This is a genomic window from Streptomyces sp. NPDC052101, from assembly GCF_040680235.1.
Lineage (GTDB): Bacteria > Actinomycetota > Actinomycetes > Streptomycetales > Streptomycetaceae > Streptomyces.
Genome location: NZ_JBFAWH010000007.1, coordinates 232,682 through 255,072, shown reverse-complemented (window position 1 = coordinate 255,072; position 22,391 = coordinate 232,682). Strand labels below are relative to the sequence as shown.

Here is a 22,391-nt window from a genome sequence, read left to right as displayed (position 1 = left end):
CCGCGACGGGTCGGCCGTACGTCGGCCGGAAGCCACTGCCCCTCTGTCACAACAGCATCGGCAGCCCCATCCGTTCTCTGACCACGCTGCTACAACCGCTCCCGTCCTGCAACCGCAGGCGTTGCTGACCAGGGATTTCCGGCTTCTCAGCCGGTGATCGGCAACCGGCGGCCGAGAAAGTCCCGCATGAGCGCGGCGATCTGGTCCACATGGGTCTCCAGCGCGAAGTGCCCCGTCGGCAGCAGATGGATCTCCGCCTCCGGCAGATCGCGGCGGAAGGCGAGAGCGCCCTGCGGTACGAAGATCTCGTCGTGGGCGCCCCACACGGCGAGCAGGGGGACCCGGCTGTCCCGGAAGTACTCATGGAACGCCGGGTACAGCGCGAAGTTGCTGCCGTAGTCGGAGATCAGATCGAGCTGGATCTCCGCCTGGCCGGGCCGGGCCAGCCGGGCGGCGTCGTGCTCATAGGCGTCCGGGCTGACCAGAGTGGGGTCCGAAACCCCGTGCAGATACTGCCACTTGATGCCGTCGAGCGTGTAGATCTCCCGCACCGGCGCCTCGGTCCGAGGCGTCCGCTTCTCGATCAGGGCCAGCACCGGCGCCCAGGCCTCGGCGCCGAGCCCCTCCTCGTAGGCGTTGCCGTTCTGCGTGACGATCGCGGTCACCCGGTCGGGGTGCGCGAGCGCGAGACGCAGACCGATCGGGGCGCCGTAGTCCTGGATGTAGAGGGCGTACCGGTCAAGGCCGAGCTGCCGGGTGAACTCCTCGGTGACGGCGGCCAGTTCGGCGAAGGTGTAGGGGAACTCCATGGCGTCCGGCGTCGCCGAGCGGCCGAAGCCGATGTGGTCCGGGGCGATCACCCGGTACCGGTCGGCGAGCAGCGGGATCAGCTCGCGGAACATGTGCGAGCTGCTCGGGAAACCGTGCAGGAGCAACAGGACCGGGGCGTCGGCGGGCCCGGCCTCGCGGTAGTACACGTCGAGCCCGCGGACGGTCACGGTGCGGTGATGGACCTGGTGAGTCGGCATGGGGGAAGTTCAGCACCCTTCCATCTAACCAGTCAAGATATTTTTAGAGGTTAGATGGAACAATGGCGTCATGGTCACCCGATTGCGCCTCGCCCACACCGCCGACCTCGACCCCGCCGAACTCGGCGCCGCCCGCGCCCTGTTGGACCAGGCGTTCGACGGGGGATTCTCCGACGAGGACTGGGATCACGGGCTCGGCGGCCTGCATGTACTCGTCCACGACGGCACCGGGCTCGCCGCCCATGGCGCGGTCGTCCAGCGGCGCGTCCGGCACCGGGGGCGCTGGCTGCGCACCGGATACGTCGAGGCCGTCGCCGTACGCACCGATGCGCGGCGCAAGGGGCTCGGCGGGCGGGTGCTGGGGGAGCTGGAGCGGGTGATCGAGCGGGCGTACGACCTCGGTGCGCCCTCGGCGAGCCCGGCCGGGGCCCTGCTGCACACCGCCCGGGGCTGGCGGCGGTGGGAAGGCCAGGTGCACGGCCTGTCGCCGGACGGGATCGTACGGCTGGCGGAGGAGGAGGGCGACCTGTACGTGTGGCCCGCGCTCGCCGGGGCGCTCGACCCCGCCGGGGAGTTCGTCCTCGACTGGCGTGACGGAGACGTGGCCTGACAGACCCTCAGGGCCTGGCGCGGACCAGGATCTTGCCCGTGTTGCCGCCGCGCAGCATCAGCAGGAACGCCTCCACGATCCGCTCGAAGCCCTCGACCACCGTCTCGTCCGCCGCCAGCGCCCCGCTGCGCAGATGCGGTACAGCGAAGTCGTACAGCTCGTCCTGCGCGTCCAGGTGGTCCTTCACCAGGAAGCCCTCGATGCGCAGGCTCTTCTCCACGACGTCCGAGTGGTTGAAGACGACGGGCGGGGCGTCCGGGGTGTTGTACTGGCTGATCGTGCCGACCCGCACCACCCGGCCCCGCTCGCGCAGCGCGCCGATCGCCGCGCCGAGGTGGTCGCCGCCGACGTTGTCCACGAAGACGTCGATACCGGAGGGCGCCGCCTCGGCGAGCAGATCGGCGACCGGGGCGGCGCGGTAGTCGAACGCCGCGTCGTAACCCACCTGCTCCGTCAGGTACTTCACCTTCTGAGGGGTGCCCGCGCTGCCGATCACGCGGCCCGCGCCGAGCAGCCGGGCGAAGCGGCCGGTCGCCGTGCCGACCCCGCCCGCCGCACCGGAGACGAACACGTCCTCGCCCTCGCGCAGCCGGGCGATCCGGGTCAGGGCGACGTACGCCGTCAGGCCCGTGCCGCCCAGCACGCTCAGATACGCCGACAGCGGGACGCCGGGGTGGTGCGGGAGCCGTCGTACCTCCTCGGGGCGGACCACGGCGTGGGTGCGCCAGCCCTGGCGGTGGAAGACGATCTCGCCCTCGGGCAGCTCCGGCGTCCGCGACGCGGTGACCCGGCCCAGGGTGCGGCCCTCCAGCGGGGCGTTCAACGCGAAGTCGGCGTCCATCATTTCGCGGTGGTACGGGTCGACGGACCACAGCAGGTTCTCCACCAGGGCGGTGCCGGGCGCCGGTTTTGGCACCGGGGACTCGGCGAAGCGGAAGTGGTCCGCGGTGGGGAAGCCGGTGGGGCGGGCGGTCTGCTGCACGGTGAGCGCGATCTCGGTCATGGCGGTGACGCTAGGCAGGAATGCCCGGCGTGGGCAGGGGGTTGGGCTCATGGAACGCGCCGATCCATGAGACAGCCTCATACACGCAGGTGGGAGCCCCGAGTGACAGCAGTCGACCTTGCCCCGCAGGAGCTGAGGATCCTGGTCGCCGTGGCCGACGAGGGCGGGTTCTCCGCCGCGGCCACCCGGCTCGGGGCCACGCAGTCCGCCGTCTCCCACGCCGTGCGCGGCATCGAGCGCAAGCTGCGCGTCGTGCTGTTCGAGCGCGGCCGGTTCGGTGCCCGGCCGACGCCCGCGGGGGAGCGGGCGGCGGCCCATGCGCGACGGGTGCTGCGCATGCTCCAGGCGATGGCCGCCGACGTCCGCGGCGCGGACACCGGCGAGATCTCCGGGCCGCTGCGCATCGCCGCCTTCCGCAGCGCGGCCCTGCATCTGCTGCCGGCCGCCCTGGAGCGGCTCGCCGCCCTGCACCCCGGCATTGAGGTGAGCGTCACCGTCGTACGCGAACTGGGCGCCGGCACCGCGGGCGAGGTCGCCGCGGGACGGGCCGACCTCGGGATCGCCACCCTGAGCGGGCCGCCACCGGCCGGGCTGGTCGGCTCAGTACTGCTGGAGGAGCCGTACTCGCTGGTGCATCCGGCGGGGCGGCCGGACCCGCGCACCCTCCCGCTCGTCGACTGGGCGGAGAACTGCGGCTCCTACACCCGCGACTGGTGGGCGGCGCAGGACTGGATCCCGGCGGCGACCGTGAGCGCCGAGGACGACGGCGCGGTGCTGTCCATGGTGGGCAGCGGGCTCGGCATGGCCATCATGCCCGCGCTCTCCCTCACCGGGGCGCCGCCCGCCGTCGAGATCACCGATCTGGGGCCGCGGCGGCCGTACCGCTCCGTCGGCTATGTCACCACCCCGGAACTCGCCACCACCACCGCCGTACGGGCCCTCATCCGCACCCTGCGTTCCCTCTCAGGGCCTTCACTCGAACGCACGAGAGCCCAGCTCAGAGCGGTGTGACACGGCCTGCCGTCTCAGATAGTAGGAAGTCCGAGTAATTGTGCAGACAGATGCGGGCGGCTCCCTTAGCTTTGTAGGAGCCGAACGCATCGCTCGATCCAGCGAACGGCGGTCGTGAGCCGGACCCGTGCAGGCAACCCCTGCGGTCCGCGGCTCCCCGCCCCTCCGGCGTCTCGTAACCCCCCTTACGTGCTCCACGTTTGCCGAAGGAGTCGATTTCCATGGCCGAGACGACCGTCCGCCGCCGGGTCCGCCACGCGTCCCCCGCGAGCGAGTCCGACCGCAAGAACGCCGCCGCCGCCCTCCAGCGCGCCCTCGACCGCCGCGACAACGGCGGCGAGACCGGCCACTGAGGGCGCCGACATGCGCTGTCCGTATGGCGGACAGCGCATGTCATCACCTGGGACGAGGAGTAGGGTTCCCGCATGTCTCGCAGCCTCAATCTCGCAGTGATCCCCGGTGACGGCATCGGCCAGGAGGTCGTGTCCGAGGGTCTGAAGGTCCTCTCCGCCGTGCTTCCGCAGGATGTGAAGCTGGAGACGAAGGAGTACGACTTCGGCGCCCAGCGGTACCACGCCACCGGTGAGACCCTCACCGACGCCGACCTCGACGCGCTGAAGCAGCACGACGCCATCCTGCTCGGCGCCATCGGCGACCCGTCGGTGCCGTCCGGCGTCCTGGAGCGCGGCTTCTTGCTCAAGCTCCGCTTCGCCTTCGACCACCACGTGAACCTGCGCCCGTCGAAGCTCCTGCCCGGCGTCGCCACCCCGCTCGCCGGCCAGCCGGAGATCGACTTCGTCGTCGTCCGCGAGGGCACCGAGGGCCCCTACACCGGCAACGGCGGCACGATCCGCAAGGGCACCGAGCACGAGGTCGCCACCGAGGTCTCCGTCAACACGGCCTTCGGTGTCGAGCGCGTGGTCCGCGACGCCTTCGCCCGCGCCCAGGCCCGCCCGCGCAAGAAGCTCACGCTGGTCCACAAGAACAACGTGCTGACCTTCGCCGGTCACCTGTGGACGAACATCTTCAACCAGGTGGCCAAGGAGTTCCCCGAGGTCACCACGGACTACATCCACGTCGACGCGGCCACCATCTACCTGGTCACCGACCCGGCCCGATTCGACGTCATCGTCACCGACAACCTCTTCGGCGACATCATCACCGACCTCGCCGCGGCCGTCTCCGGCGGCATCGGCGTGGCCGCGTCCGGCAACATCAACCCCAGCGGCGCGTTCCCGTCCATGTTCGAGCCGGTCCACGGCTCGGCCCCGGACATCGCCGGACAGGGCAAGGCCGACCCCACCGCCACGGTCCTCTCCGTCGCCCTGCTGCTGCGCCACCTCGGCTACGACAGCGAGGCCGACCGCATCGACACGGCCGTGACCGCCGACCTCACCGAGCGCGCCGCGCTGGGGACCCGCAGCACCTCGCAGATCGGCGACGCGCTCGCCGCCCGAGTAGCCGGCTGACCCGGCGCTCCACCACAGAAGCCGCCGGGTCCCACGCCACCCGGCGGCTTTCGCATGTCCCCGCCGGGTGCCACCATCGACCCCTGGGCCGCTTTCACCCCCATTCCTTCCGCCGCGGCCCTCGCGCGATAATCGGACGCGGAGCCGCGGCATGAGGGAAAGCTCGGACGTCCTAGCACTGGCAGGTCGCAGTGACGGGGCGTGAGCGCGGCCCGTCACAACAACCGGTGAAGGACACATCACTCATGACGACGCCCACGATCGAGCTCAAGCCCTCCGCCAGCCCCCTCGCCGCCGCCGAGCGCGAGGCGATCCTGGCCAACCCCGGGTTCGGCCGCCACTTCACCGACCACATGGTGACGATCAAGTACACCGAGGGCCGTGGCTGGCACGACGGCCAGCTCGTTCCGTACGCGCCGATCCCGCTCGACCCGGCGACCAACGTCCTGCACTACGCCCAGGAGATCTTCGAGGGCCTGAAGGCCTACCGCCAGCCCGACGGCTCGGTCGCCCTCTTCCGCCCGGACCAGAACGCCAAGCGCTTCCAGCGCTCCGCCAAGCGGCTCGCCATGCCCGAGCTGCCGGTCGAGACGTTCATCGAGGCCTGTGACGCCCTCGTCCGGCAGGACCGGGACTGGGTGCCCGGGCACGGCGGCGAGGAGTCCCTCTACCTGCGCCCGTTCATGATCGCCACGGAGGTCGGCCTGGGCGTCAAGCCGGCCAACGAGTACCTGTTCCTCGTGATCGCCTCGCCGGCCGGCGCGTACTTCCCGGGCGGTGTGAAGCCGGTGTCGATCTGGGTCTCCGAGGACCGCGTCCGCGCCGTCCCCGGCGGTATGGGCGACGCCAAGACCGGCGGCAACTACGCCGCCTCCCTGCTCGCCCAGGCCGAGGCCGCCGCCAAGGGCTGCGACCAGGTCTGCTACCTCGACGCGGTCGAGCACCAGTGGGTCGAGGAACTCGGCGGCATGAACCTGTACTTCGTGTACGGCGACAAGATCGTCACCCCGGCCCTGACCGGCTCCATCCTGGAGGGCGTCACCCGCGACTCCCTGCTGGCCGTCGCCCGCGACCTCGGCTACGAGTCCGAGGAGGGCCGCGTCTCGGTCGAGCAGTGGCAGCGCGACTCCGAGAACGGCACCCTCACCGAGGTCTTCGCCTGCGGCACCGCGGCCGTGATCACCCCGGTCGGCACGGTGAAGCGCGCCGCTGCCGAGTGGAAGCAGAGCGATGGGGAGCCGGGTGAGGTGACCGTCCGGCTGCGCCAGGCTCTGCTCGACCTTCAGCGGGGGACTGCTGAGGACAAGCACGGGTGGATGCACCGCATCGGCTGATAGCTCGGCGGGAACTGCCGCGACAAGCCGTCGATCGTCCGCGGGTCCGTCGTGGCTGGCCGCGCCCACGCGGCGGAGCCGCATATTGACACAGCCCCGCGCCCCTTTTGCGCTACGCGCTCAGGGCCGCCTCGGACTCGTGGTCGAGTTCCGAGGCGGCCCTCGTGCGTTCCCCGCCGAACGTCAGCAGCAGATACACCGCTCCACCCACCGCGCCCGACAGCACGAAGCTGCAGTCCACCCCGCCGGTCAGGTGCAGCAGCGGGCCCTGGTACGACGGCAGGGACACCCCCAGCAGACCGACGCCGGCGCCCAGCGCCCAGGAGACGGTCGCCCGCACGTTCCAGCCCGCCCGGTACCAGTAGATCCCGCCCCGTGAGCGGCGGTTGAAGACCTGCAGGGCGTCGGCGTCGTACACCCCGCAGCAGCGGGCGAAGCCGATGAGGGTGATCACGGCCCACGGGGTGCCGATCGCGGTGAGCAGCAGCACGAAGGACGTCATCGCGGACTGGGCGTTCCAGGCGTAGTGGCCGACGAAGACGCAGGCCGTGGCGACGACGGCGACCGTGTAGGTGGCGCGGGCGCGGGAGGCCCTCGGCAGGATCGCGTCCAGGTCCAGGCCCATGGAGTACAGCATCAGGCCGGCGTTGCCGACCGAGCCCGCGGACGCGGACAGCAGCAGCGGGACCAGGTACCAGGTGGGGGAGGCGCCGACCAGCGGGCCCGCGTAGTCGGTGGCCGCGTTCGCCGCGTACGCCGTGAAGGTGCCGAACAGCTGCGGCACCAGCAGGCCGAGGACCAGGCCGAGCCACGTGGCATGCAGCACACGGCGGCTGGAGTTCCGGGACGGCGAGATGTAGCGGGTGTAGTCGCCGAGGAGGGTGATGAAGGCGATGGGGCCGGACAGGCCCGCCGCCACGGCCGCCAGGAACCAGGTCGGCCAGAACGAGCCCAGCAGATAACCGCCCGTGCCGGCGAGCGCCGAGGTCGTGAAGTGCGGGGCGTAGGCGAGGATGCCGAGGGCCAGCAGGGCCGTCATGCCGATCGCGAGGACGCGGGACATGGCGAGCAGCACCCGGTAGCCGTAGACGGCGCCCGCGACGGTCGCCGCGGCGAGCACGGCGTAGACGACGGCGTACGACACCCCGTCCGCGGGCAGCCCGGCCATCCGGCCGAGCACGCCGATCATCACGTCCCCGCCGATCCACACGGTCAGCGCCGTGTAGCCGAGGGCGAGCAGCAGTCCGACGACCGAGCCGACCAGCCGGCCCCGGACGCCGAACTGGGCGCCGGAGGAGGTGGACAGGTTGGTCGCGGTGCGCAGCGAGACCAGGGCCAGCGGCGCCGTGAACAGGGTGCCGATCACCGTGCCCGCGACGATCGCGCTCACCGACGCCCACCAGCCGAGCCCGAAGGACGGCGGCAGCCAGCCGAAGATGATCACCCCGAGACAGAGGTTGGAGCCGAGCAGGATCGAGACGAGATCGCGCGGACCACTGGTCCGCTCCTCGTCCGGGATGGTGTCGACTCCGCGCTGTTCTATCGGCATGGCTGGTCTCCTTCGACTACCGCCGGTTGAGTTTGAGCGACGTTCAATGTCAGTGAAGCTTTGCCCCGCAGTCAATACTTCTGTTTCATGAATTCTGTGTTTAGAGTGGTGTTCTAATCGAGGGATGGCAAGGAGGTGCCGCGAGATGAGACTGACCCCCACGGAACGTGACCGGCTGCTGCTCTTCGGAGCCGCCGAGCTGGCCCGGGCCCGCCGGGCGCGCGGCCTGAGGCTGAACGTGCCTGAGGCGACCGCGCTGATCGCGGACACCGTCTGCGAGGCCGCGCGGGACGGCCGGCGGCTCGCCGAGGCCATCGAGGCGGCGCGTTCCGTGCTCGGCCCGAAGGACGTGCTGCCGGGCGTCGCCGACGTCGTCACCGAGGTGATGGTCGAGGCGGTCTTCGACGACGGCTCCCGGCTCGCGGTGGTCTGTGACCCCATCGGCGGCGGCGCGCTCGGCGACCGGGGGCCGGGCGCACTGCTGCCGGTGCCCGAGCACGCCGAGCCGGAGGCGGCCGTGCGGCTGCCGGTCACCAACACGGCGACCGTGCCCGTCTCCGTCACCTCCCACTTCCACTTCTTCGAGGCCAACCCGCGGCTGGACTTCGCACGGGAGAGGGCCTACGGGATGCGTCTCGCCGTCCCCGCCGGCTCCTCGGTGCGCTTCGGCCCCGGCGAGAGCGTCGAGGTGGGACTGGTGCCGATCGGCGGCGACCGGATCGCGATCGGCTTCGCCGGGCTGGTCGACGGGCCGCTGGACGCGCCCGGCGCCAGGGAGGAGGCCCTGCGCAGGGCCGCGGCCTGCGGATACCTGGGAGCTGAGAACCGATGAACCCCTACGAGTACGCGGCCACCCACGGCCCCCGCGCGGGCGACCGCATCCGCCTCGGCGACTCCGGCCTCACCATCCGCGTCGAGTCCGACTCCCAGCGCCACGGCGACGAGTTCCTGGCCGGCTTCGGCAAGACCGCCCGCGACGGACTGCATCTGAAGGCCGCCGCCGTCCGCGAGACCTGTGACGTCGTCATCAGCAATGTGGTGGTGATCGACGCCGTGCAGGGCATCCGCAAGGTGTCCATCGGCATCCGGGAAGGCCGGATCTGCGCCATCGGGCGCGCCGGAAACCCCGACACCCTCGACGGCGTCGACGTCGTCGTCGGCACGGGCACCTCGATCGTCTCCGGCGAGGGGCTCATCGCCACCGCCGGGGCCGTCGACACCCATGTCCATCTGCTGTCGCCGCGCATCATGGAGGCCTCCCTCGCCTCCGGCGTGACCACGGTCATCGGGCAGGAGTTCGGCCCGGTGTGGGGCGTCGGCGTCAACTCGCCCTGGGCGCTGCGCCACGCCTTCAACGCCTTCGACGCCTGGCCGGTCAACATCGGCTTCCTGGGCCGGGGTTCGTCCTCCCACGAGGCGCCGCTGATCGAGGCCCTGGCCGAGGGCGGGGCGTTGGGCTTCAAGGTGCACGAGGACATGGGCGCCCACACCCGCGCGCTGGACACCGCCCTGCGCGTCGCCGAGGAGCACGATGTCCAGGTCGCCCTGCACAGCGACGGCCTGAACGAGTGCCTGTCGGTCGAGGACACCCTGAGGGTGCTTGAGGGCCGCACGATCCACGCCTTCCACATCGAGGGCTGCGGCGGCGGTCACGTGCCCAACGTGCTGAAGATGGCCGGCGTCCCGAACGTCATCGGCTCCTCCACCAACCCCACCCTGCCCTTCGGCCGGGACGCGGTCGCCGAGCACTACGGGATGATCGTCTCCGTCCACGACCTCAAGCCCGACCTGCCGGGCGACGCCGCCATGGCCCGCGACCGCATCCGCGCCGGGACGATGGGCGCCGAGGACGTGCTGCACGACCTGGGCGCGATCGGCATCACCTCCTCCGACGCCCAGGGCATGGGCCGCGCCGGTGAGACCGTCCGCCGTACGTTCGCCATGGCCGGCAAGATGAAGGCCGAGCTGGGCCCGATGGAGGGCGACGGCGAGGGCGACGACAACGCCCGCGTCCTGCGCTACATGGCCAAGCTGACGATCAACCCGGCCATCGCGCACGGGCTTTCGCACGAGGTCGGCTCCATCGAGGCCGGCAAGCTCGCCGACATCGTGCTGTGGCGCCCGGAGTACTTCGGCGCCAAGCCCCAGCTCGTGCTGAAGTCCGGCTTCCCGGCGTACGGCGTGACCGGCGACCCCAACGCGGCCACGGACACCTGCGAACCCCTGGTGCTGGGACCGCAGTTCGGCGCGTACGGCGCCACGGCCGCCGACCTCTCGGTCGCGTTCGTCGCCCGGGCCGCCGTCGACCAGGGGGGCGACGGGATGCCCACCCGCCGTCGCCGGGTCGCCGTGCGCGGCACCCGCGGTATCGGCCCCGCCGACCTGCGGCTCAACGCCCGTATCGGAGCGGTCGACGTCGACCAGCACACCGGCCTGGTCACCCTCGACGGCGACCCGCTCAGCTCGGAACCCGCCGACTCGGTCTCCCTCAACCGCCTCTACTTCCTGTGAAGGACCCCCGTATGAACACCCCCGCCGCCGACGGCTTCCGCATGCCCGCCGAGTGGACCCCGCACGAGCGCACCTGGATGGCGTGGCCGGGCCCCAATCCCACCTTCGACGACCCCGAGGACCTCGCGGCCTCCCGGGCCGCCTGGGCGGGCGTCGCCCGCGCGATCCGCCGCTTCGAGCCGGTGACCGTGGTCTGCGGCCCGGGCCAGTCGGCCGAGGCGCAGGCGCTGCTCGGCCCGGACATCGACACCGTCGAGCGGGAGCTGGACGACGCCTGGATGCGGGACATCGGCCCCACCTTCCTCACCGACGGCCAGGGCGGACTGGCCGCCGTGGACTGGACGTTCAACGGCTGGGGCGCCCAGCACTGGGCCCGCTGGGAGCACGACTCCAAGATCGCCGCGTATGTCTCCGACCTCACGGGCGCGCGGACGTACGCCTCGAAGCTGGTCAACGAGGGCGGCGCGATCCACGTCGACGGCGAGGGCACCGTGCTGCTCACCGAGACCGTGCAGCTCGGCCCCGAGCGCAACCCGCACTGGTCCAAGGAGGAGGTCGAGGCCGAGATCCACGCCCACCTCGGCACCAGCAAGGCGATCTGGCTGCCGCGTGGCCTCACCGGCGACTACCCTCCCTACGGCTTCGGCACCCTCGGGCACGTCGACATCGTCGCCGCCTTCGCCCGGCCGGGTGTCGTGGTGGCGCACTCCCAGCCGGACCCCGCCCACCCCGACCACGAGGTCACCAAGGAGGTCATCGGCCTGCTGAAGTCGGCGACCGACGCCCGGGGCCGCAGGCTGGAGGTGGTGGAGGTCCCCGCGCCGACCGCCCTGGAGGCCGACGGCCACTGGGCCGACTACTCCTACATCAACCACTACATCTGCAACGGCGGTGTGGTGCTGTGCGGCTTCGACGACCCGCGCGACGAGATCGCCGCCGGGATCTTCCGCCGCCTCTTCCCCGGGCGGACGGTCACCCTGGTGGACGCGCGTACGATCTTTGCGGGTGGGGGCGGCATCCACTGCATCACCCAGCAGCAGCCGAAGGCATGAGTGTGTTTTCGACCATGTAGGAGACAGGGATGGCCGGTGCGGCACGGGCGCGGAAGAACGCGCCGCCGCGCGAGGAGGTACTCGCCGCCGCCATGGACATGATCGCCGAGCGCGGTCTGGAGAAGCTCACCATGGCGGCGCTCGGCCGCGAGGTGGGGATGAGCAGCGGCCATCTCCTCTACTACTTCCGCTCCAAGGACGAGCTGCTGCTGCAGACCCTGGAGTGGAGCGAGGGGCGGCTGGGCGCGGAACGCGGCCGCCTGCTCGCCGGCCCCGGGACCGCCCGGGAGCGGCTGTCCGCCTACGTCGACCTGTATGTGCCCGACGGCCACCGCGATCCGCACTGGACGCTGTGGCTGGAGGTCTGGAACCGGTCGCAGAACGCCGACGACGACGCGCGTGCCCGGCAGGCCGCCATCGAGGGGGCGTGGCATCGCGACCTGGTCGCGCTCGTCGCCGAGGGGATCTCGCACGGGGAGTTCCGGAGGGTGGACGCGGACCGCTTCGCGGCGCGGTTGCGTGCACTGCTCGACGGGTTCTCCATCCATGTGGCCATCGGGCTGCGCGGTACCGATCGCGAGCAAGTGCTCGCGCATGTACGGGAGTTCGTCGCGGACGGACTCCTCGCAGGCGCCTGAGGCCCGTACCGGGCAAAGGAATCCTTTCCTCCGCCGCCGGGCATGTACCGGCGCATGGGACGACAACACTGGAAGAAGATCTGGGTCGGTTCGGCCGGGAACATGGTCGAGTGGTTCGACTGGTTCGTGTACGCGAGCTTCGCCACGTACTTCGCCGGCGCGTTCTTCCCGAGCGGCAATCCCACCGCCCAGCTGATGAACACCGCGGGCATCTTCGCCGTCGGCTTCTTCATGCGCCCGGTGGGCGGCTGGCTGCTCGGCCGGGTCGGCGACCGCAAGGGCCGCAAGGCGGCGCTGACGCTGACCGTCTCGCTGATGTCGGCCTCGGCGATCCTCATCGCCGTCGCCCCGACCTACGGGGCCGCCGGTTACGGCGGCGCGCTCGTGCTGCTCGTCGCCCGGCTGCTGCAGGGCCTGTCGGTGGGCGGCGAGTACGCGGCCAGCGCCACCTACCTCACGGAGGCCTCGGACCCGCGGCGGCGCGGATTCGCCTCCAGCTTCCAGTACGTCTCCATGACCGCCGGCCAGATCGCCGGCCTCGGACTGCAGATCATCCTGCAGCGCACCATGTCCGACAGCGCGCTGCACAGTTACGGCTGGCGCATCCCGTTCATCGTGGGCGCGCTCGGCGCGGCGATCGTCTTCTATCTGCGCCGCAGCATGCTGGAGACCGAGGTGTACGAGGCGGACGCCTCGCACGCCGAGGAGCGCGGCACCCTGCGCGCCCTGTGGCAGCACCGGCGGGAGGCGTTCCTGGTCATCGCCCTCACCATGGGCGGCACGGTCGCGTACTACACGTACACCACCTATCTGACCAAGTACCTCTCCAACTCGGCCGGCCTGCCCAAGCGGACGGCGACGCTCGTCTCCTTCACCGCGCTGATCGTCTTCGCCTGCCTCCAGCCGCTCGCCGGCGCCCTCTCCGACCGGATCGGCCGCCGCCCGCTGCTCATCACCTTCGCGGTCGGCTCCACCCTCCTCACCGTGCCGATCCTGACCCTGCTCAAGCACGCGGACGGCTACTGGCCGGCCCTCGGGCTCACCCTGCTCGCGCTGGTCGTCGTCACCGGGTACACCTCGATCAACGCCTGCGTGAAGGCCGAGCTGTTCCCGACCGGCGTGCGCGCCCTCGGCGTGGCCCTGCCGTACGCCCTCGGCAACGCCCTGTTCGGCGGCACCGCGGAGTACATCGCCCTGTGGTTCAAGAAGGCCGGGATCGAGTCCGGCTTCTTCTGGTACGTGGCGGGCTGCGCCGCCGTGTCCCTCGTCGTCTACGTCACCATGCGGGAGACGAAGGACCTGGACCTCGCCCGGGTGAGCGACCGTACGGACTCCAGTCTGACGACCGCATCCTGAGACGGTCCGTGAGCCGGGGGCGGGCCTGTGCCAGACTGCCCCCGTGCTCTCGTTCGCCATGATTATTGGCAGCAGGCGCGCCGGTCCGCAGTGACCACCTCGTACGACCAGGTGCGGGTGGCCACCGTCGTCCTCGACCCGCGCGCAGACCTCTCGCACCCGCGAGGGGTTTTTTCGTTTTCCGGCCCACCAGCAGCCGGAAGCGGTGCGCGAGGGACCATTGGGGGGACGGTGGAGCCGGTCAGATCCGGTAAGACCGAAGATTCACAACAGGAGCCTTGAGACCATGACCGAGACGGCAACCAGCGAGCTAGACGACTCGTTCCACGTCTTCGACACCACGCTGCGCGACGGCGCGCAGCGCGAGGGCATCAACCTCACCGTCGCGGACAAGCTCGCCATCGCCCGGCACCTGGACGACTTCGGCGTCGGCTTCATCGAGGGCGGCTGGCCCGGCGCGAACCCCCGGGACACCGAGTTCTTCGCCCGCGCACAGGCGGAGATCGACTTCCGGCACGCCCAGCTGGTCGCCTTCGGCGCCACCCGCCGCGCCGGCGCCAAGGCCGCCGAGGACCCCCAGGTCAACGCCCTGCTCGACTCGGGCGCCCCGGTGATCACGCTGGTCGCCAAGTCGCACGACCGGCATGTGGAACTGGCGCTGCGCACCACGCTCGACGAGAACCTGGACATGGTCCGCGACACGGTGTCGTACCTGAAGGACCAGGGCCGCCGGGTCTTCGTGGACTGCGAGCACTTCTTCGACGGCTACCGCGCCAACCCCGAGTACGCGAAGGCGGTCGTCCGCACGGCCTCGGAGGCCGGCGCGGACGTCGTGATCCTCTGCGACACCAACGGCGGCATGCTCCCCGCCCAGATCCACGCCGTCGTCGCCACGGTCCTCGCCGACACCGGCGCCCGGCTCGGCATCCACGCCCAGGACGACACCGGCTGCGCGGTCGCGAACACCCTGGCCGCCGTGGACGCGGGCGCGACCCATGTGCAGTGCACGGCGAACGGCTACGGCGAGCGCGTCGGCAACGCCAACCTCTTCCCGGTCGTCGCCGCCCTGGAGCTGAAGTACGGCAAGAAGGTGCTGCCCGAGGGCCGCCTGCGCGAGATGACCAGGATCTCCCACGCGATCGCCGAGGTCGTGAACCTCACCCCCTCCACGCACCAGCCGTACGTCGGTGTCTCCGCCTTCGCCCACAAGGCCGGCCTGCACGCCTCCGCGATCAAGGTCGACCCCGACCTGTACCAGCACATCGACCCCGAGCTGGTCGGCAACACCATGCGCATGCTGGTCTCCGACATGGCGGGCCGCGCCTCGATCGAGCTGAAGGGCAAGGAGCTGGGCATCGACCTCGGCGGCGACCGCGAGCTGGTCGGCCGGGTGGTGGAACGCGTCAAGGAACGCGAGCTGAAGGGCTACACCTACGAGGCGGCGGACGCGAGCTTCGAGCTGCTGCTGCGGACCGAGGTCGAGGGCAGGCCCCTGAAGTACTTCGACGTGGAGTCCTGGCGGGCCATCGTCGAGGACCGCCCCGACGGCACCCACGCCAACGAGGCCACGGTGAAACTCTGGGCCAAGAGCGAGCGGATCGTGGCGACGGCGGAGGGCAACGGCCCGGTCAACGCCCTCGACCGCGCGCTGCGCGTCGCGCTGGAGAAGATCTACCCGCAGCTCGCCAAGCTGGACCTGGTCGACTACAAGGTCCGCATCCTGGAGGGCAAGCACGGCACCTCCTCCACCACCCGCGTCCTGATCTCCACCTCCGACGGCACGGGCGAGTGGTCCACGGTCGGCGTGGCGGACAACGTCATCGCCGCCTCCTGGCAGGCTCTGGAGGACGCGTACACCTACGGGCTGCTGCGGGCAGGCGTGGAACCGGCCGAGTAGCCACAGTGGGGGGATGAGCGACGACGCGCACGACCTCCTGTCCCGGGCCCGCGTGGCGACCCGGCTGCCCGCCGGGGACCTGGAGCGGGCCCGGCGCTTCTACGCCGACAAGCTCGGCCTGGAACCCGTGGACGAACGCCCCGGCGGGCTGCTGTACCGGTGCGGCGGGATCGACTTCGTCGTGTTCCGCTCCACCGGCGTCTCGCCGGGCACCTTCACCCAGATGGCCTTCGAGGTGGACGACCTCGACGCCGTCGTGGCGGAGCTGCGGCGCCGGGGCGTGGTCTTCGAGGAGGTCGACGTGCCCGGCATGCGCACCGTGGACGGCATCGCCGAGATCGAGGGCAACTACCTGAGCAAGGGCGCGCGCGGGGAGCGAGGCGCCTGGTTCCGGGACAGCGAGGGCAACCTGCTGGGGGTGGGCCAGCCGGTCCACAGGTCGCCGGAGCCCTTCTTCAGGCCCTAGTGATCCCGGGCTCAGGGCGCCCGCCAGATGTTGTCGAAGGCGATGTTCTCGATACGGCGCCGCTCACGCACGGCCTCCAGCTCGGTCACCGCGTCGCCGACCGTCACCAGGACGGTGACCACCGCCTCGTCGCCGGGCTCCGCCTCCGGCGGCCGCTCGCCCTCGATGCCCAGGGTGGCGGCGAGCCCGGCCAGAACCGGCTCACGGGACCACCACCGGTCGGCGGCATGGCGCCGCGCCGGGCTGTCGGCCACCGCATCCGTGTCGGCCCGGCGGAGCCGGCGGGTCCGCGCCCCGGAGAGCTGCCCCGCCGACTCCAGCGCGTCCCGATAGGCGGCGGCCAGCCCCTCCCCCCGGCGCCACAGCCAGTCCTCGACCGTCTCACCCGGCTCCCGCCGCACGAGCGCCGCCCCGGCCTCGTCCAGCATCCGGTCACCCGTGGTCAGCACGGGACCGGGCACGATCCGCTCACCCTCCAGGGCGAGCGCCCGCACCCCGAGCAGATCGATCAACTCGGCCCCCGCGAGCGCCAGCGACAGATCACCCTGCTCAACGGCGTGCTCGCCAGCCACATCAAGGCTGACGAGAAACAGATCCTCCGGTGTGCTCATACCCCCACGATGCCCCCACACCCTCACCCCGCAACCCAACCCCCCACTCCCCGCGAGCCGCCGACTGTTCTTCAGCAAGCCCAGGCGACCGAAGCACGGGCAGGGGCAGACGGTGAAGGGACGTGGACGGACTCAGGCGGCCGAGCACCGGGCCGTGGCAAGGGCCGGTCGGCCGAGGCGCGGGCGCAGGTGGACTCGGGCGGCCAGTGGGAGGTGGCGGGCTCGGTTCGGCGGCCCGAGTCCGCCCGCGCCCACTCCTCCGCCCACCCGAGCCTGCCCTTGCCGCTCCCCGGCCGCCCGAGCCTGCCCTTGCAGCTCCCTGGTCGACCGAGCCTGCCGTCTCCGCCCTCCGCTGCCTGAGTCCGCCCGCGCCCACCCACCAGCGGTCCGAGTCCACGCTCCGCCCACCTGCCGCCGCCCACTCACGAGTCCACCGACTCCGCCCGCCCCCCACGGCCGCCTGAGCCCACCCACCGGCCCAAGCCCGCCCTCCGGCCGCCCGAGCCTGCCGTCTCCGCCCTCCGCCGCCTGAGTCCGCCTGAGCCCACCCACCAGCGGTCCGAGTCCACGCTCCGCCCACCTGCCGCCGCCCACCCACCAACCGACCGACTCCGCCCACGCCCCCAACGGCCGCCTGAGCCCACCCACCGGCCCAAGCCCGCCCTCCGGCCCACCGACCCCAGCCGCCCGAGCCCACTCCCTCACCCACCCACCAACCCATGCCCGCCAACCAGCCCGCCCCACCCACCAGCCCACCGACCCTGTTCACGCCCACCCTCCAGTTGGCCGAGTCGGGTGGTGGGTGGGCTAGGCCGGAGACCCCTGGGGGAGTGCTACTGCAGGTGCCACTTCTGGTTCGTGGCGCCTGTGCAGGACCAGATCTGTGTTCGTGCCCCGCTGGCGGACGAGTTGTCCGTCACGTCGAGGCACTTGTTCGCCGCCGTATTCACCACGTCACCGGTGGCCGCGTCGTACGCCCACTGCTGCGCACCGGTGCCGTTGCAGTCGTACAGCTGCACCTTCGCCCCGTCCGTCGTGGCACCGGACGTCACGTCCAGGCACTTGGCGAGCGCCTGCACCGACCCGTCGGCCGCCACCGTCCACCGCTGGGCCGCGCTGCCGTTGCAGTCGTACAGCTGGACGGCCGTACCGTTCGCGCTCGAACCGCCCGCCACGTCCAGGCACTTGCCGGCCAGTCCGACGAGGGAACCGCTCCGCGCGCCCCCGCCGGACTGCGTGCCGGACCAGGTGAAGGTCGCCGAGGTCCTCCCCGGAAGCGAGTAAGTGGCGTGTTGGGAACCCCAGTTGATGGTGACCGTCTGTGCCGAGGCCGAGTCGTTGTACGCGATCAGCGCCTTGCTGCCGTCCGGGTTCCGCCATGCCACGTTGGGCACGGCACTCGACGCCGTCGAGGCGATCCGCTGGGCGCCCGGCCGGACGAACTTCGTCAGCTGCCCCATGTCGTAGTACTCGACCGTGTAGTCCACCGTCCCGCTCGCACCGTCTCCGTCGTGCACGGTGACCAGCCCGGTGCAGGTGCCGCAACCCCCGTTGTGCGGGCCCATGTTCTGGTCCACGGCCAGCGACCACTTGGTCACCGACTTCGCCCAGTTGCGGGTGTAGTCGATGATGTCGGACATGTCCTCGCGCTGCTGGTCGGCGATCCAGGTGCCACCGGAGTGCTCGGTGCCGAACGCGTCCAGCGAGGGGTACTGGTCGTGCACGGTCGACTGCTTGCCGACGTCACCGCCGTACCCGTGCCAGGCGATCCCGCCGAAGTTGGGGTGGTCGCGGATCGCCGGGTCGTCGACGCTCTGCGCCGCGTAGGAGTCGTACGTGTCCCAGTTCCAGTCGTGGGCCAGGACCTTCGTCGACAGCCCCGCCGACTGCAGCCGCGGCAGCAGGTCGTTCTTGAGGAAGTACGCCAGCCCGCTCGCGTTCCAGCTCATCGACGGGTAGCCGGAACAGCAGGTCGGCTCGTTCTGCGGGGTCACGTACGAGACGTTGACCCCCTGGTCCTTGTACGCCTGGAGGTACTTCACGAAGTAGGACGCGTACGCCCCGTAGTCCTCGGCCTTCAGCCACCCGCCGTCCAGTGACCCGCTGTCCTTCATCCAGGCCGGGGCCGTCCACGGCGAGGCCATCACCGTCAGGGACGGGTTGAGCCGGAGCGCCTGCCGGGTCAGCGGAACGACGTCCGCGAGGTCGTGCGTGAGGGAGAAGTCGTCCAGGTTCGGGTCGGTCCGGCCGGACGGTACGTCGTCGTACGTGTAGCCGTAGCGCGCGAGATCCGAGGCGCCCATCGGGTTGCGCAGGAACGACAGCCCGATGCCGTCCGTCGGCGAGAACAGCTTGCGCATCGTCGCGTCCCGCGTGGCCGGGGACAGCGCGCCGCTGCTGTTCATCAGCCAGGCCGCGGTGTCCGTGAAGGACGCGCCGCCGCCGGTGAAGGTCTGGTAGCGGGTGTTCTCGTCGACGGTGATGTTGGTGCCGCCGCCACCCGTGCCGGACTGGAAGGGGAACGGGGTCTGGGCCTGCAGTCCGCGTACGACATGCCGACCGGCGGAGTCGTCGGTGGTGGTCAGCCAGGCGGTGACCTGCTCACCGGCCGCGTGCGCCGGGGGTACGGCGGCGGTGAGGCCGGCGGCGGAGAGCAGCCCGGCCAGCAGCAGCCGGGCCGTGCGGGGGGTTCTCCTCATGATGCCTCGCCCTTCAACTGGCGTGCAGTCTTGACGGGTTGGGGTGCCGTTAGTTAACTCACGACGTGATCTAAGCCATGAGTGAACCATGAGAGCCGAGGGAAGGTCCATGCCAAGAACCGCCCTGCTCGTCTCCGGGGCCTTGCTCGCCGCCCTGTTGCCCCTGTCCGCCGCGGCCCACGCCGCCGACGACCCCGCCCCGGTCCCCGTCGACCGCTTCGAGGGCGAGGTCCCCTTCGCCGCCCAGCCCGCCGACGGCATCTTCACCTGGGGGAGCGACGCCGACGACCCGCCCGCCCTCCACCTCGCCGACCGCGCCGACGCCCCCGAGGGTGCCAAGGTCCTCACCGGCACCTACGACATCAGCGGCTACGGCGGCTTCACCCACGACTTCGCCGCCGGCGAGCCCGCCCACGACTGGTCCGCCCACCAGGGCATCCGCTTCTGGTGGGACGGCCGGAACAACGGCCGGAAGATCGCCTTCGAGATCAAGGACGGCGGCGCCGGCGGCGAGGCCTCGGAACTCTGGACGACCTCCTTCACCGACGACTTCAACGGCTGGAAGCGGATCGAGATCCCCTTCACCGACTTCGCCTACCGCACCGACTACCAGCCGGTCGGCGGCATCGACCATGTCCTCGGGCTGACGCAGATGTGGGGGTACTCCGTCACGCTCCCCGCCGGCACCAAGGGCGACTTCGCCATGGACGACGTCGAGCTGTACGGAAAGGCCGACCAGTCGCTGCGCGCCTCCGTCACCACCGACGCACCCGTCCATCCGGTCAGGCAGGGCGGCACCGCCGAGGTCAAGGTCACCCTCGCCACGACCGGCGACCGGCCGGTCGACGACCCGGTGACGGTCACGTACAGGACCGAGGGCGGCACCGCGACCGCCGGTCAGGACTACACCCCGACCGAGGGCACCCTCACCTTCCCGGCCGGCACCGCGTCCGGCGCCTCGCGGACGATCGAGGTGCCCACCCGGAAGAACCGCTCCGCGGCACCCGCGAGGACCGTCCCGCTCCAGCTCGCGGTCACCGGCGCCAAGGCCCCGGCCGAGACCCCGCAGATCGTCATCGACGCGCACGGGCTGCCGTACCTGAACGCCGAGTTGCCGATGCGGCAGCGCGTCGCGGACCTGCTGTCCCGGATGTCCCTGGAGGAGAAGGCCGGGCAGATGACCCAGGCCGAGCGCGGAGCCGTCGGGACCGGAGGCGACATCGCGACGTACGCCCTCGGCTCGCTGCTCTCCGGCGGCGGCTCCACGCCCACGCCCGACACCCCCGAGGCCTGGGCGAAGATGATCGACGGCTTCCAGCTCCGGACCCGGGCGACCCGCTACCAGATCCCGCTGATCTACGGCGTCGACGCCGTCCACGGCCACAACAACCTGACCGGCGCCACGATCATGCCGCACAACATCGGCATCGGCGCGACAAGGGATCCCCAACTCGCCGGGCAGACAGGGGCGGTGACGGCCGCCGAGGTCCGCGCCACCGGTATCCCCTGGGACTTCGCCCCCTGCCTCTGCGTCTCCCGTGACGAACGCTGGGGCCGCTCCTACGAGTCCTTCGGCGAGGACCCCGCCCTCGTGCAGTCCATGGAGACCATGATCCAGGGACTGCAGGGCCGCGCCGACGGCCGGGACCTGAAACGGAACGACAAGGTGCTCGCCACCGCCAAGCACTTCGCCGGCGACGGCGGCACCGCGTACGGCTCCTCCACCACCGGCACCTACACGATCGACCAGGGCGTCACCACGGTCACCCGGCAGCAGCTGGAGGACATCCACCTGGCGCCGTACCGGACCGCCGTCGAGCGGGGCATCGGCACGGTCATGCCGTCGTACTCCTCCCTCGACATCGTCGGTGACGGCAAGGGCGCGGTGAAGATGCACGCCCGCGGCGACATGATCAACGGCGTGCTGAAGGGCCGCATGGGCTTCGGCGGCTTCGTCATCAGCGACTGGAACGCCATGGACCAGCTCCCCGGCGACTACGCGACCCATGTCCGCACGGCGGTCGACGCGGGGGTCGACATGATGATGGTGCCCTACGGCTACAAGGACTTCGGCGCCGCGCTCGTCGACGAGGTCAGGGCGGGCCGCATCAGCGAGCAGCGGATCGACGACGCCGTATCCCGCATCCTCGCCCAGAAGTTCCGGCTGGGCCTCTTCGAGCACCCCTACGCGGACACCAGCGGTGCCGCCGCCATCGGCTCCCCGGCCCACCGGGCGGTCGCCCGCCGGGCCGCCGCCGAGTCCCAGGTGCTGCTGAAGAACTCCGGCGGTCTGCTGCCGCTGAAGAGGAGCGAGAAGGTGTACGTCGCCGGGTCCAACGCCGACGACCTCGGCAACCAGACCGGCGGCTGGACCATCACCTGGCAGGGCGCGTCCGGCACCCACACCCGGGGCACGACCGTCCTGCAGGGCATGCGCGAGGCCGGCGGGAACGTCACCTACTCCAAGGACGCCTCCGCCCCGACCGACGGCTACGACGCCGGCGTGGTCGTCGTCGGCGAGACCCCGTACGCCGAGGGCGTCGGCGACGTCGGCAACGGCCACAGCCTGCGGCTGTCCGCCGCCGACCAGGCGGCCGTGGACAAGGTGTGCGCGGCCATGAAGTGCGCCGTGCTGATCGTCTCCGGCCGCCCGCAGCTCGTCGGCGACCGGCTCGACAGGATCGACGCACTCGTGGCGTCCTGGCTGCCCGGCACCGAGGGCGAGGGCGTCGCCGACGTCCTCTACGGCAGGCGCCCCTTCACCGGACAGCTCCCCGTCACCTGGCCGAAGTCCGAGTCCCAGCTGCCGATCAACGTGGGCGACGCCTCGTACGACCCGCAGTTCCCCTACGGCTGGGGCCTGACCACGCTCACCGGCGTGCCGCGCGGCGGTACGGCCACCCTGCACGCCCTCGCCGTGGCGGCCGCCGCGGCCGAGCGAAGGGGTGACGACCGGGCCGGCCGTGCGCTGGTGACCAAGGCGCGGCTGCTCGTCCAGCGGAAGGCCGGCGAGCGGATGACCCAGGCGGTGGCGAAGCCCTTCGCCGACGCGGGCCATCTGCTGCTGACCGGAGGGTACGGAAAGGCGGTGGAGAAGCTCATCGAGGCGTACCGGGCCGCCTAGACCGAGACTTTTCACCCGATTATGGGAGGCTTC

Annotated in this window: 18 protein-coding genes; 13 read left to right on the top strand and 5 right to left on the bottom strand. The window is 71.4% G+C overall.

What is annotated here, in order from left to right; genetic code table 11:
* Positions 1–146: 146 nt before the first annotated feature.
* Positions 147–1,028, bottom strand: a complete 882-nt coding sequence (locus AB0L75_RS15975) for an alpha/beta hydrolase (protein WP_365181142.1) — start codon at positions 1,026–1,028, stop codon at positions 147–149.
* Between the two features lie 70 nt (positions 1,029–1,098).
* On the opposite strand from AB0L75_RS15975, the gene AB0L75_RS15970 reads away from it, so the two are divergent.
* Entirely contained in the window at positions 1,099–1,638 is a 540-nt protein-coding gene (locus tag AB0L75_RS15970) for a GNAT family N-acetyltransferase (RefSeq protein WP_365181140.1), read from the top strand.
* 7 nt (positions 1,639–1,645) lie between these two features.
* Here AB0L75_RS15970 and AB0L75_RS15965 read toward each other — a convergent pair whose 3' ends face one another.
* Positions 1,646–2,641: an NADP-dependent oxidoreductase gene (locus tag AB0L75_RS15965; protein WP_365181138.1), complete on the bottom strand. Its 996-nt coding sequence runs from the start codon at positions 2,639–2,641 to the stop codon at positions 1,646–1,648.
* 102 nt (positions 2,642–2,743) lie between these two features.
* Between AB0L75_RS15965 and AB0L75_RS15960 the strand changes: the two genes are divergently transcribed.
* From AB0L75_RS15960 to AB0L75_RS15945, 4 genes are all read left to right on the top strand, one after another.
* Positions 2,744–3,652, top strand: coding sequence for a LysR family transcriptional regulator (locus AB0L75_RS15960; protein ID WP_365181136.1), 909 nt, complete (start codon positions 2,744–2,746; stop codon positions 3,650–3,652).
* 221 nt (positions 3,653–3,873) lie between these two features.
* Positions 3,874–4,005, top strand: a complete 132-nt coding sequence (locus tag AB0L75_RS15955; protein ID WP_365181134.1) for a hypothetical protein — start codon at positions 3,874–3,876, stop codon at positions 4,003–4,005.
* A 72-nt stretch (positions 4,006–4,077) separates the two neighbouring features.
* Positions 4,078–5,121, top strand: a complete 1,044-nt coding sequence (locus AB0L75_RS15950) for a 3-isopropylmalate dehydrogenase (protein WP_365181132.1) — start codon at positions 4,078–4,080, stop codon at positions 5,119–5,121.
* Positions 5,122–5,366: 245 nt separating this feature from the next.
* The gene (locus tag AB0L75_RS15945) at positions 5,367–6,455 is read left to right on the top strand and encodes a branched-chain amino acid aminotransferase (protein ID WP_365181130.1); all 1,089 of its coding nucleotides are present in this window, start codon (positions 5,367–5,369) and stop codon (positions 6,453–6,455) included.
* A gap of 112 nt (positions 6,456–6,567) precedes the next feature.
* On the opposite strand, the gene AB0L75_RS15940 is transcribed toward AB0L75_RS15945, so the two are convergent.
* The gene (locus AB0L75_RS15940; protein ID WP_365181128.1) at positions 6,568–8,004 is read right to left on the bottom strand and encodes a cytosine permease; all 1,437 of its coding nucleotides are present in this window, start codon (positions 8,002–8,004) and stop codon (positions 6,568–6,570) included.
* 145 nt (positions 8,005–8,149) lie between these two features.
* Between AB0L75_RS15940 and ureA the strand changes: the two genes are divergently transcribed.
* The 7 genes from ureA (at position 8,150) to AB0L75_RS15905 (ending at position 15,924) form a co-directional block, all read left to right on the top strand.
* Entirely contained in the window at positions 8,150–8,836 is a 687-nt protein-coding gene (ureA, locus tag AB0L75_RS15935; RefSeq protein WP_365181126.1) for an urease subunit gamma, read from the top strand.
* The gene (locus AB0L75_RS15930) at positions 8,833–10,515 is read left to right on the top strand and encodes an urease subunit alpha (RefSeq protein WP_365181124.1); all 1,683 of its coding nucleotides are present in this window, start codon (positions 8,833–8,835) and stop codon (positions 10,513–10,515) included. Before ureA ends, AB0L75_RS15930 begins: the two co-directional genes overlap by 4 nt.
* 11 nt (positions 10,516–10,526) lie before the next feature.
* The gene (locus AB0L75_RS15925; RefSeq protein ID WP_365181122.1) at positions 10,527–11,567 is read left to right on the top strand and encodes an agmatine deiminase family protein; all 1,041 of its coding nucleotides are present in this window, start codon (positions 10,527–10,529) and stop codon (positions 11,565–11,567) included.
* Positions 11,568–11,596: 29 nt separating this feature from the next.
* Complete coding sequence (locus tag AB0L75_RS15920) at positions 11,597–12,205, top strand: TetR/AcrR family transcriptional regulator (RefSeq protein ID WP_365181120.1); 609 nt, start codon at positions 11,597–11,599, stop codon at positions 12,203–12,205.
* A gap of 54 nt (positions 12,206–12,259) precedes the next feature.
* Positions 12,260–13,561: an MFS transporter gene (locus AB0L75_RS15915; RefSeq protein WP_365181118.1), complete on the top strand. Its 1,302-nt coding sequence runs from the start codon at positions 12,260–12,262 to the stop codon at positions 13,559–13,561.
* A 286-nt stretch (positions 13,562–13,847) separates the two neighbouring features.
* Positions 13,848–15,458: a citramalate synthase gene (cimA, locus tag AB0L75_RS15910; RefSeq protein WP_365181116.1), complete on the top strand. Its 1,611-nt coding sequence runs from the start codon at positions 13,848–13,850 to the stop codon at positions 15,456–15,458.
* Positions 15,459–15,471: 13 nt separating this feature from the next.
* Positions 15,472–15,924 carry a VOC family protein gene (locus AB0L75_RS15905; RefSeq protein ID WP_365181114.1) on the top strand — a complete coding sequence of 151 codons (453 nt, stop codon included), beginning with the start codon at positions 15,472–15,474 and terminating at the stop codon, positions 15,922–15,924.
* 11 nt (positions 15,925–15,935) lie between these two features.
* Here AB0L75_RS15905 and AB0L75_RS15900 read toward each other — a convergent pair whose 3' ends face one another.
* Together AB0L75_RS15900 and AB0L75_RS15895 are read right to left on the bottom strand one after the other, a co-directional pair.
* Positions 15,936–16,535: a GPP34 family phosphoprotein gene (locus tag AB0L75_RS15900; protein WP_365181112.1), complete on the bottom strand. Its 600-nt coding sequence runs from the start codon at positions 16,533–16,535 to the stop codon at positions 15,936–15,938.
* Between the two features lie 833 nt (positions 16,536–17,368).
* Complete coding sequence (locus AB0L75_RS15895) at positions 17,369–19,234, bottom strand: lectin (protein ID WP_365181111.1); 1,866 nt, start codon at positions 19,232–19,234, stop codon at positions 17,369–17,371.
* Between the two features lie 109 nt (positions 19,235–19,343).
* On the opposite strand from AB0L75_RS15895, the gene AB0L75_RS15890 reads away from it, so the two are divergent.
* Positions 19,344–22,358: a glycoside hydrolase family 3 N-terminal domain-containing protein gene (locus tag AB0L75_RS15890; RefSeq protein ID WP_365181109.1), complete on the top strand. Its 3,015-nt coding sequence runs from the start codon at positions 19,344–19,346 to the stop codon at positions 22,356–22,358.
* Positions 22,359–22,391: the final 33 nt, after the last annotated feature.

Excerpts from the sequence above, each read along its gene's own strand:
- AB0L75_RS15975 (WP_365181142.1), bottom strand. The coding sequence starts at position 1,028 with ATGCCGACTCACCAGGTCCATCACCGCACCGTGACCGTCCGCGGGCTC.
- AB0L75_RS15970 (WP_365181140.1), top strand. The coding sequence starts at position 1,099 with ATGGTCACCCGATTGCGCCTCGCCCACACCGCCGACCTCGACCCCGCC.
- AB0L75_RS15965 (WP_365181138.1), bottom strand. The coding sequence starts at position 2,641 with ATGACCGAGATCGCGCTCACCGTGCAGCAGACCGCCCGCCCCACCGGC.
- AB0L75_RS15955 (WP_365181134.1), top strand. The coding sequence starts at position 3,874 with ATGGCCGAGACGACCGTCCGCCGCCGGGTCCGCCACGCGTCCCCCGCG.
- AB0L75_RS15950 (WP_365181132.1), top strand. The coding sequence starts at position 4,078 with ATGTCTCGCAGCCTCAATCTCGCAGTGATCCCCGGTGACGGCATCGGC.
- AB0L75_RS15945 (WP_365181130.1), top strand. The coding sequence starts at position 5,367 with ATGACGACGCCCACGATCGAGCTCAAGCCCTCCGCCAGCCCCCTCGCC.
- AB0L75_RS15940 (WP_365181128.1), bottom strand. The coding sequence starts at position 8,004 with ATGCCGATAGAACAGCGCGGAGTCGACACCATCCCGGACGAGGAGCGG.
- ureA (WP_365181126.1), top strand. The coding sequence starts at position 8,150 with ATGAGACTGACCCCCACGGAACGTGACCGGCTGCTGCTCTTCGGAGCC.
- AB0L75_RS15930 (WP_365181124.1), top strand. The coding sequence starts at position 8,833 with ATGAACCCCTACGAGTACGCGGCCACCCACGGCCCCCGCGCGGGCGAC.
- AB0L75_RS15925 (WP_365181122.1), top strand. The coding sequence starts at position 10,527 with ATGAACACCCCCGCCGCCGACGGCTTCCGCATGCCCGCCGAGTGGACC.
- AB0L75_RS15920 (WP_365181120.1), top strand. The coding sequence starts at position 11,597 with ATGGCCGGTGCGGCACGGGCGCGGAAGAACGCGCCGCCGCGCGAGGAG.
- AB0L75_RS15915 (WP_365181118.1), top strand. The coding sequence starts at position 12,260 with ATGGGACGACAACACTGGAAGAAGATCTGGGTCGGTTCGGCCGGGAAC.
- cimA (WP_365181116.1), top strand. The coding sequence starts at position 13,848 with ATGACCGAGACGGCAACCAGCGAGCTAGACGACTCGTTCCACGTCTTC.
- AB0L75_RS15905 (WP_365181114.1), top strand. The coding sequence starts at position 15,472 with ATGAGCGACGACGCGCACGACCTCCTGTCCCGGGCCCGCGTGGCGACC.
- AB0L75_RS15900 (WP_365181112.1), bottom strand. The coding sequence starts at position 16,535 with ATGAGCACACCGGAGGATCTGTTTCTCGTCAGCCTTGATGTGGCTGGC.
- AB0L75_RS15895 (WP_365181111.1), bottom strand. The coding sequence starts at position 19,234 with ATGAGGAGAACCCCCCGCACGGCCCGGCTGCTGCTGGCCGGGCTGCTC.
- AB0L75_RS15890 (WP_365181109.1), top strand. The coding sequence starts at position 19,344 with ATGCCAAGAACCGCCCTGCTCGTCTCCGGGGCCTTGCTCGCCGCCCTG.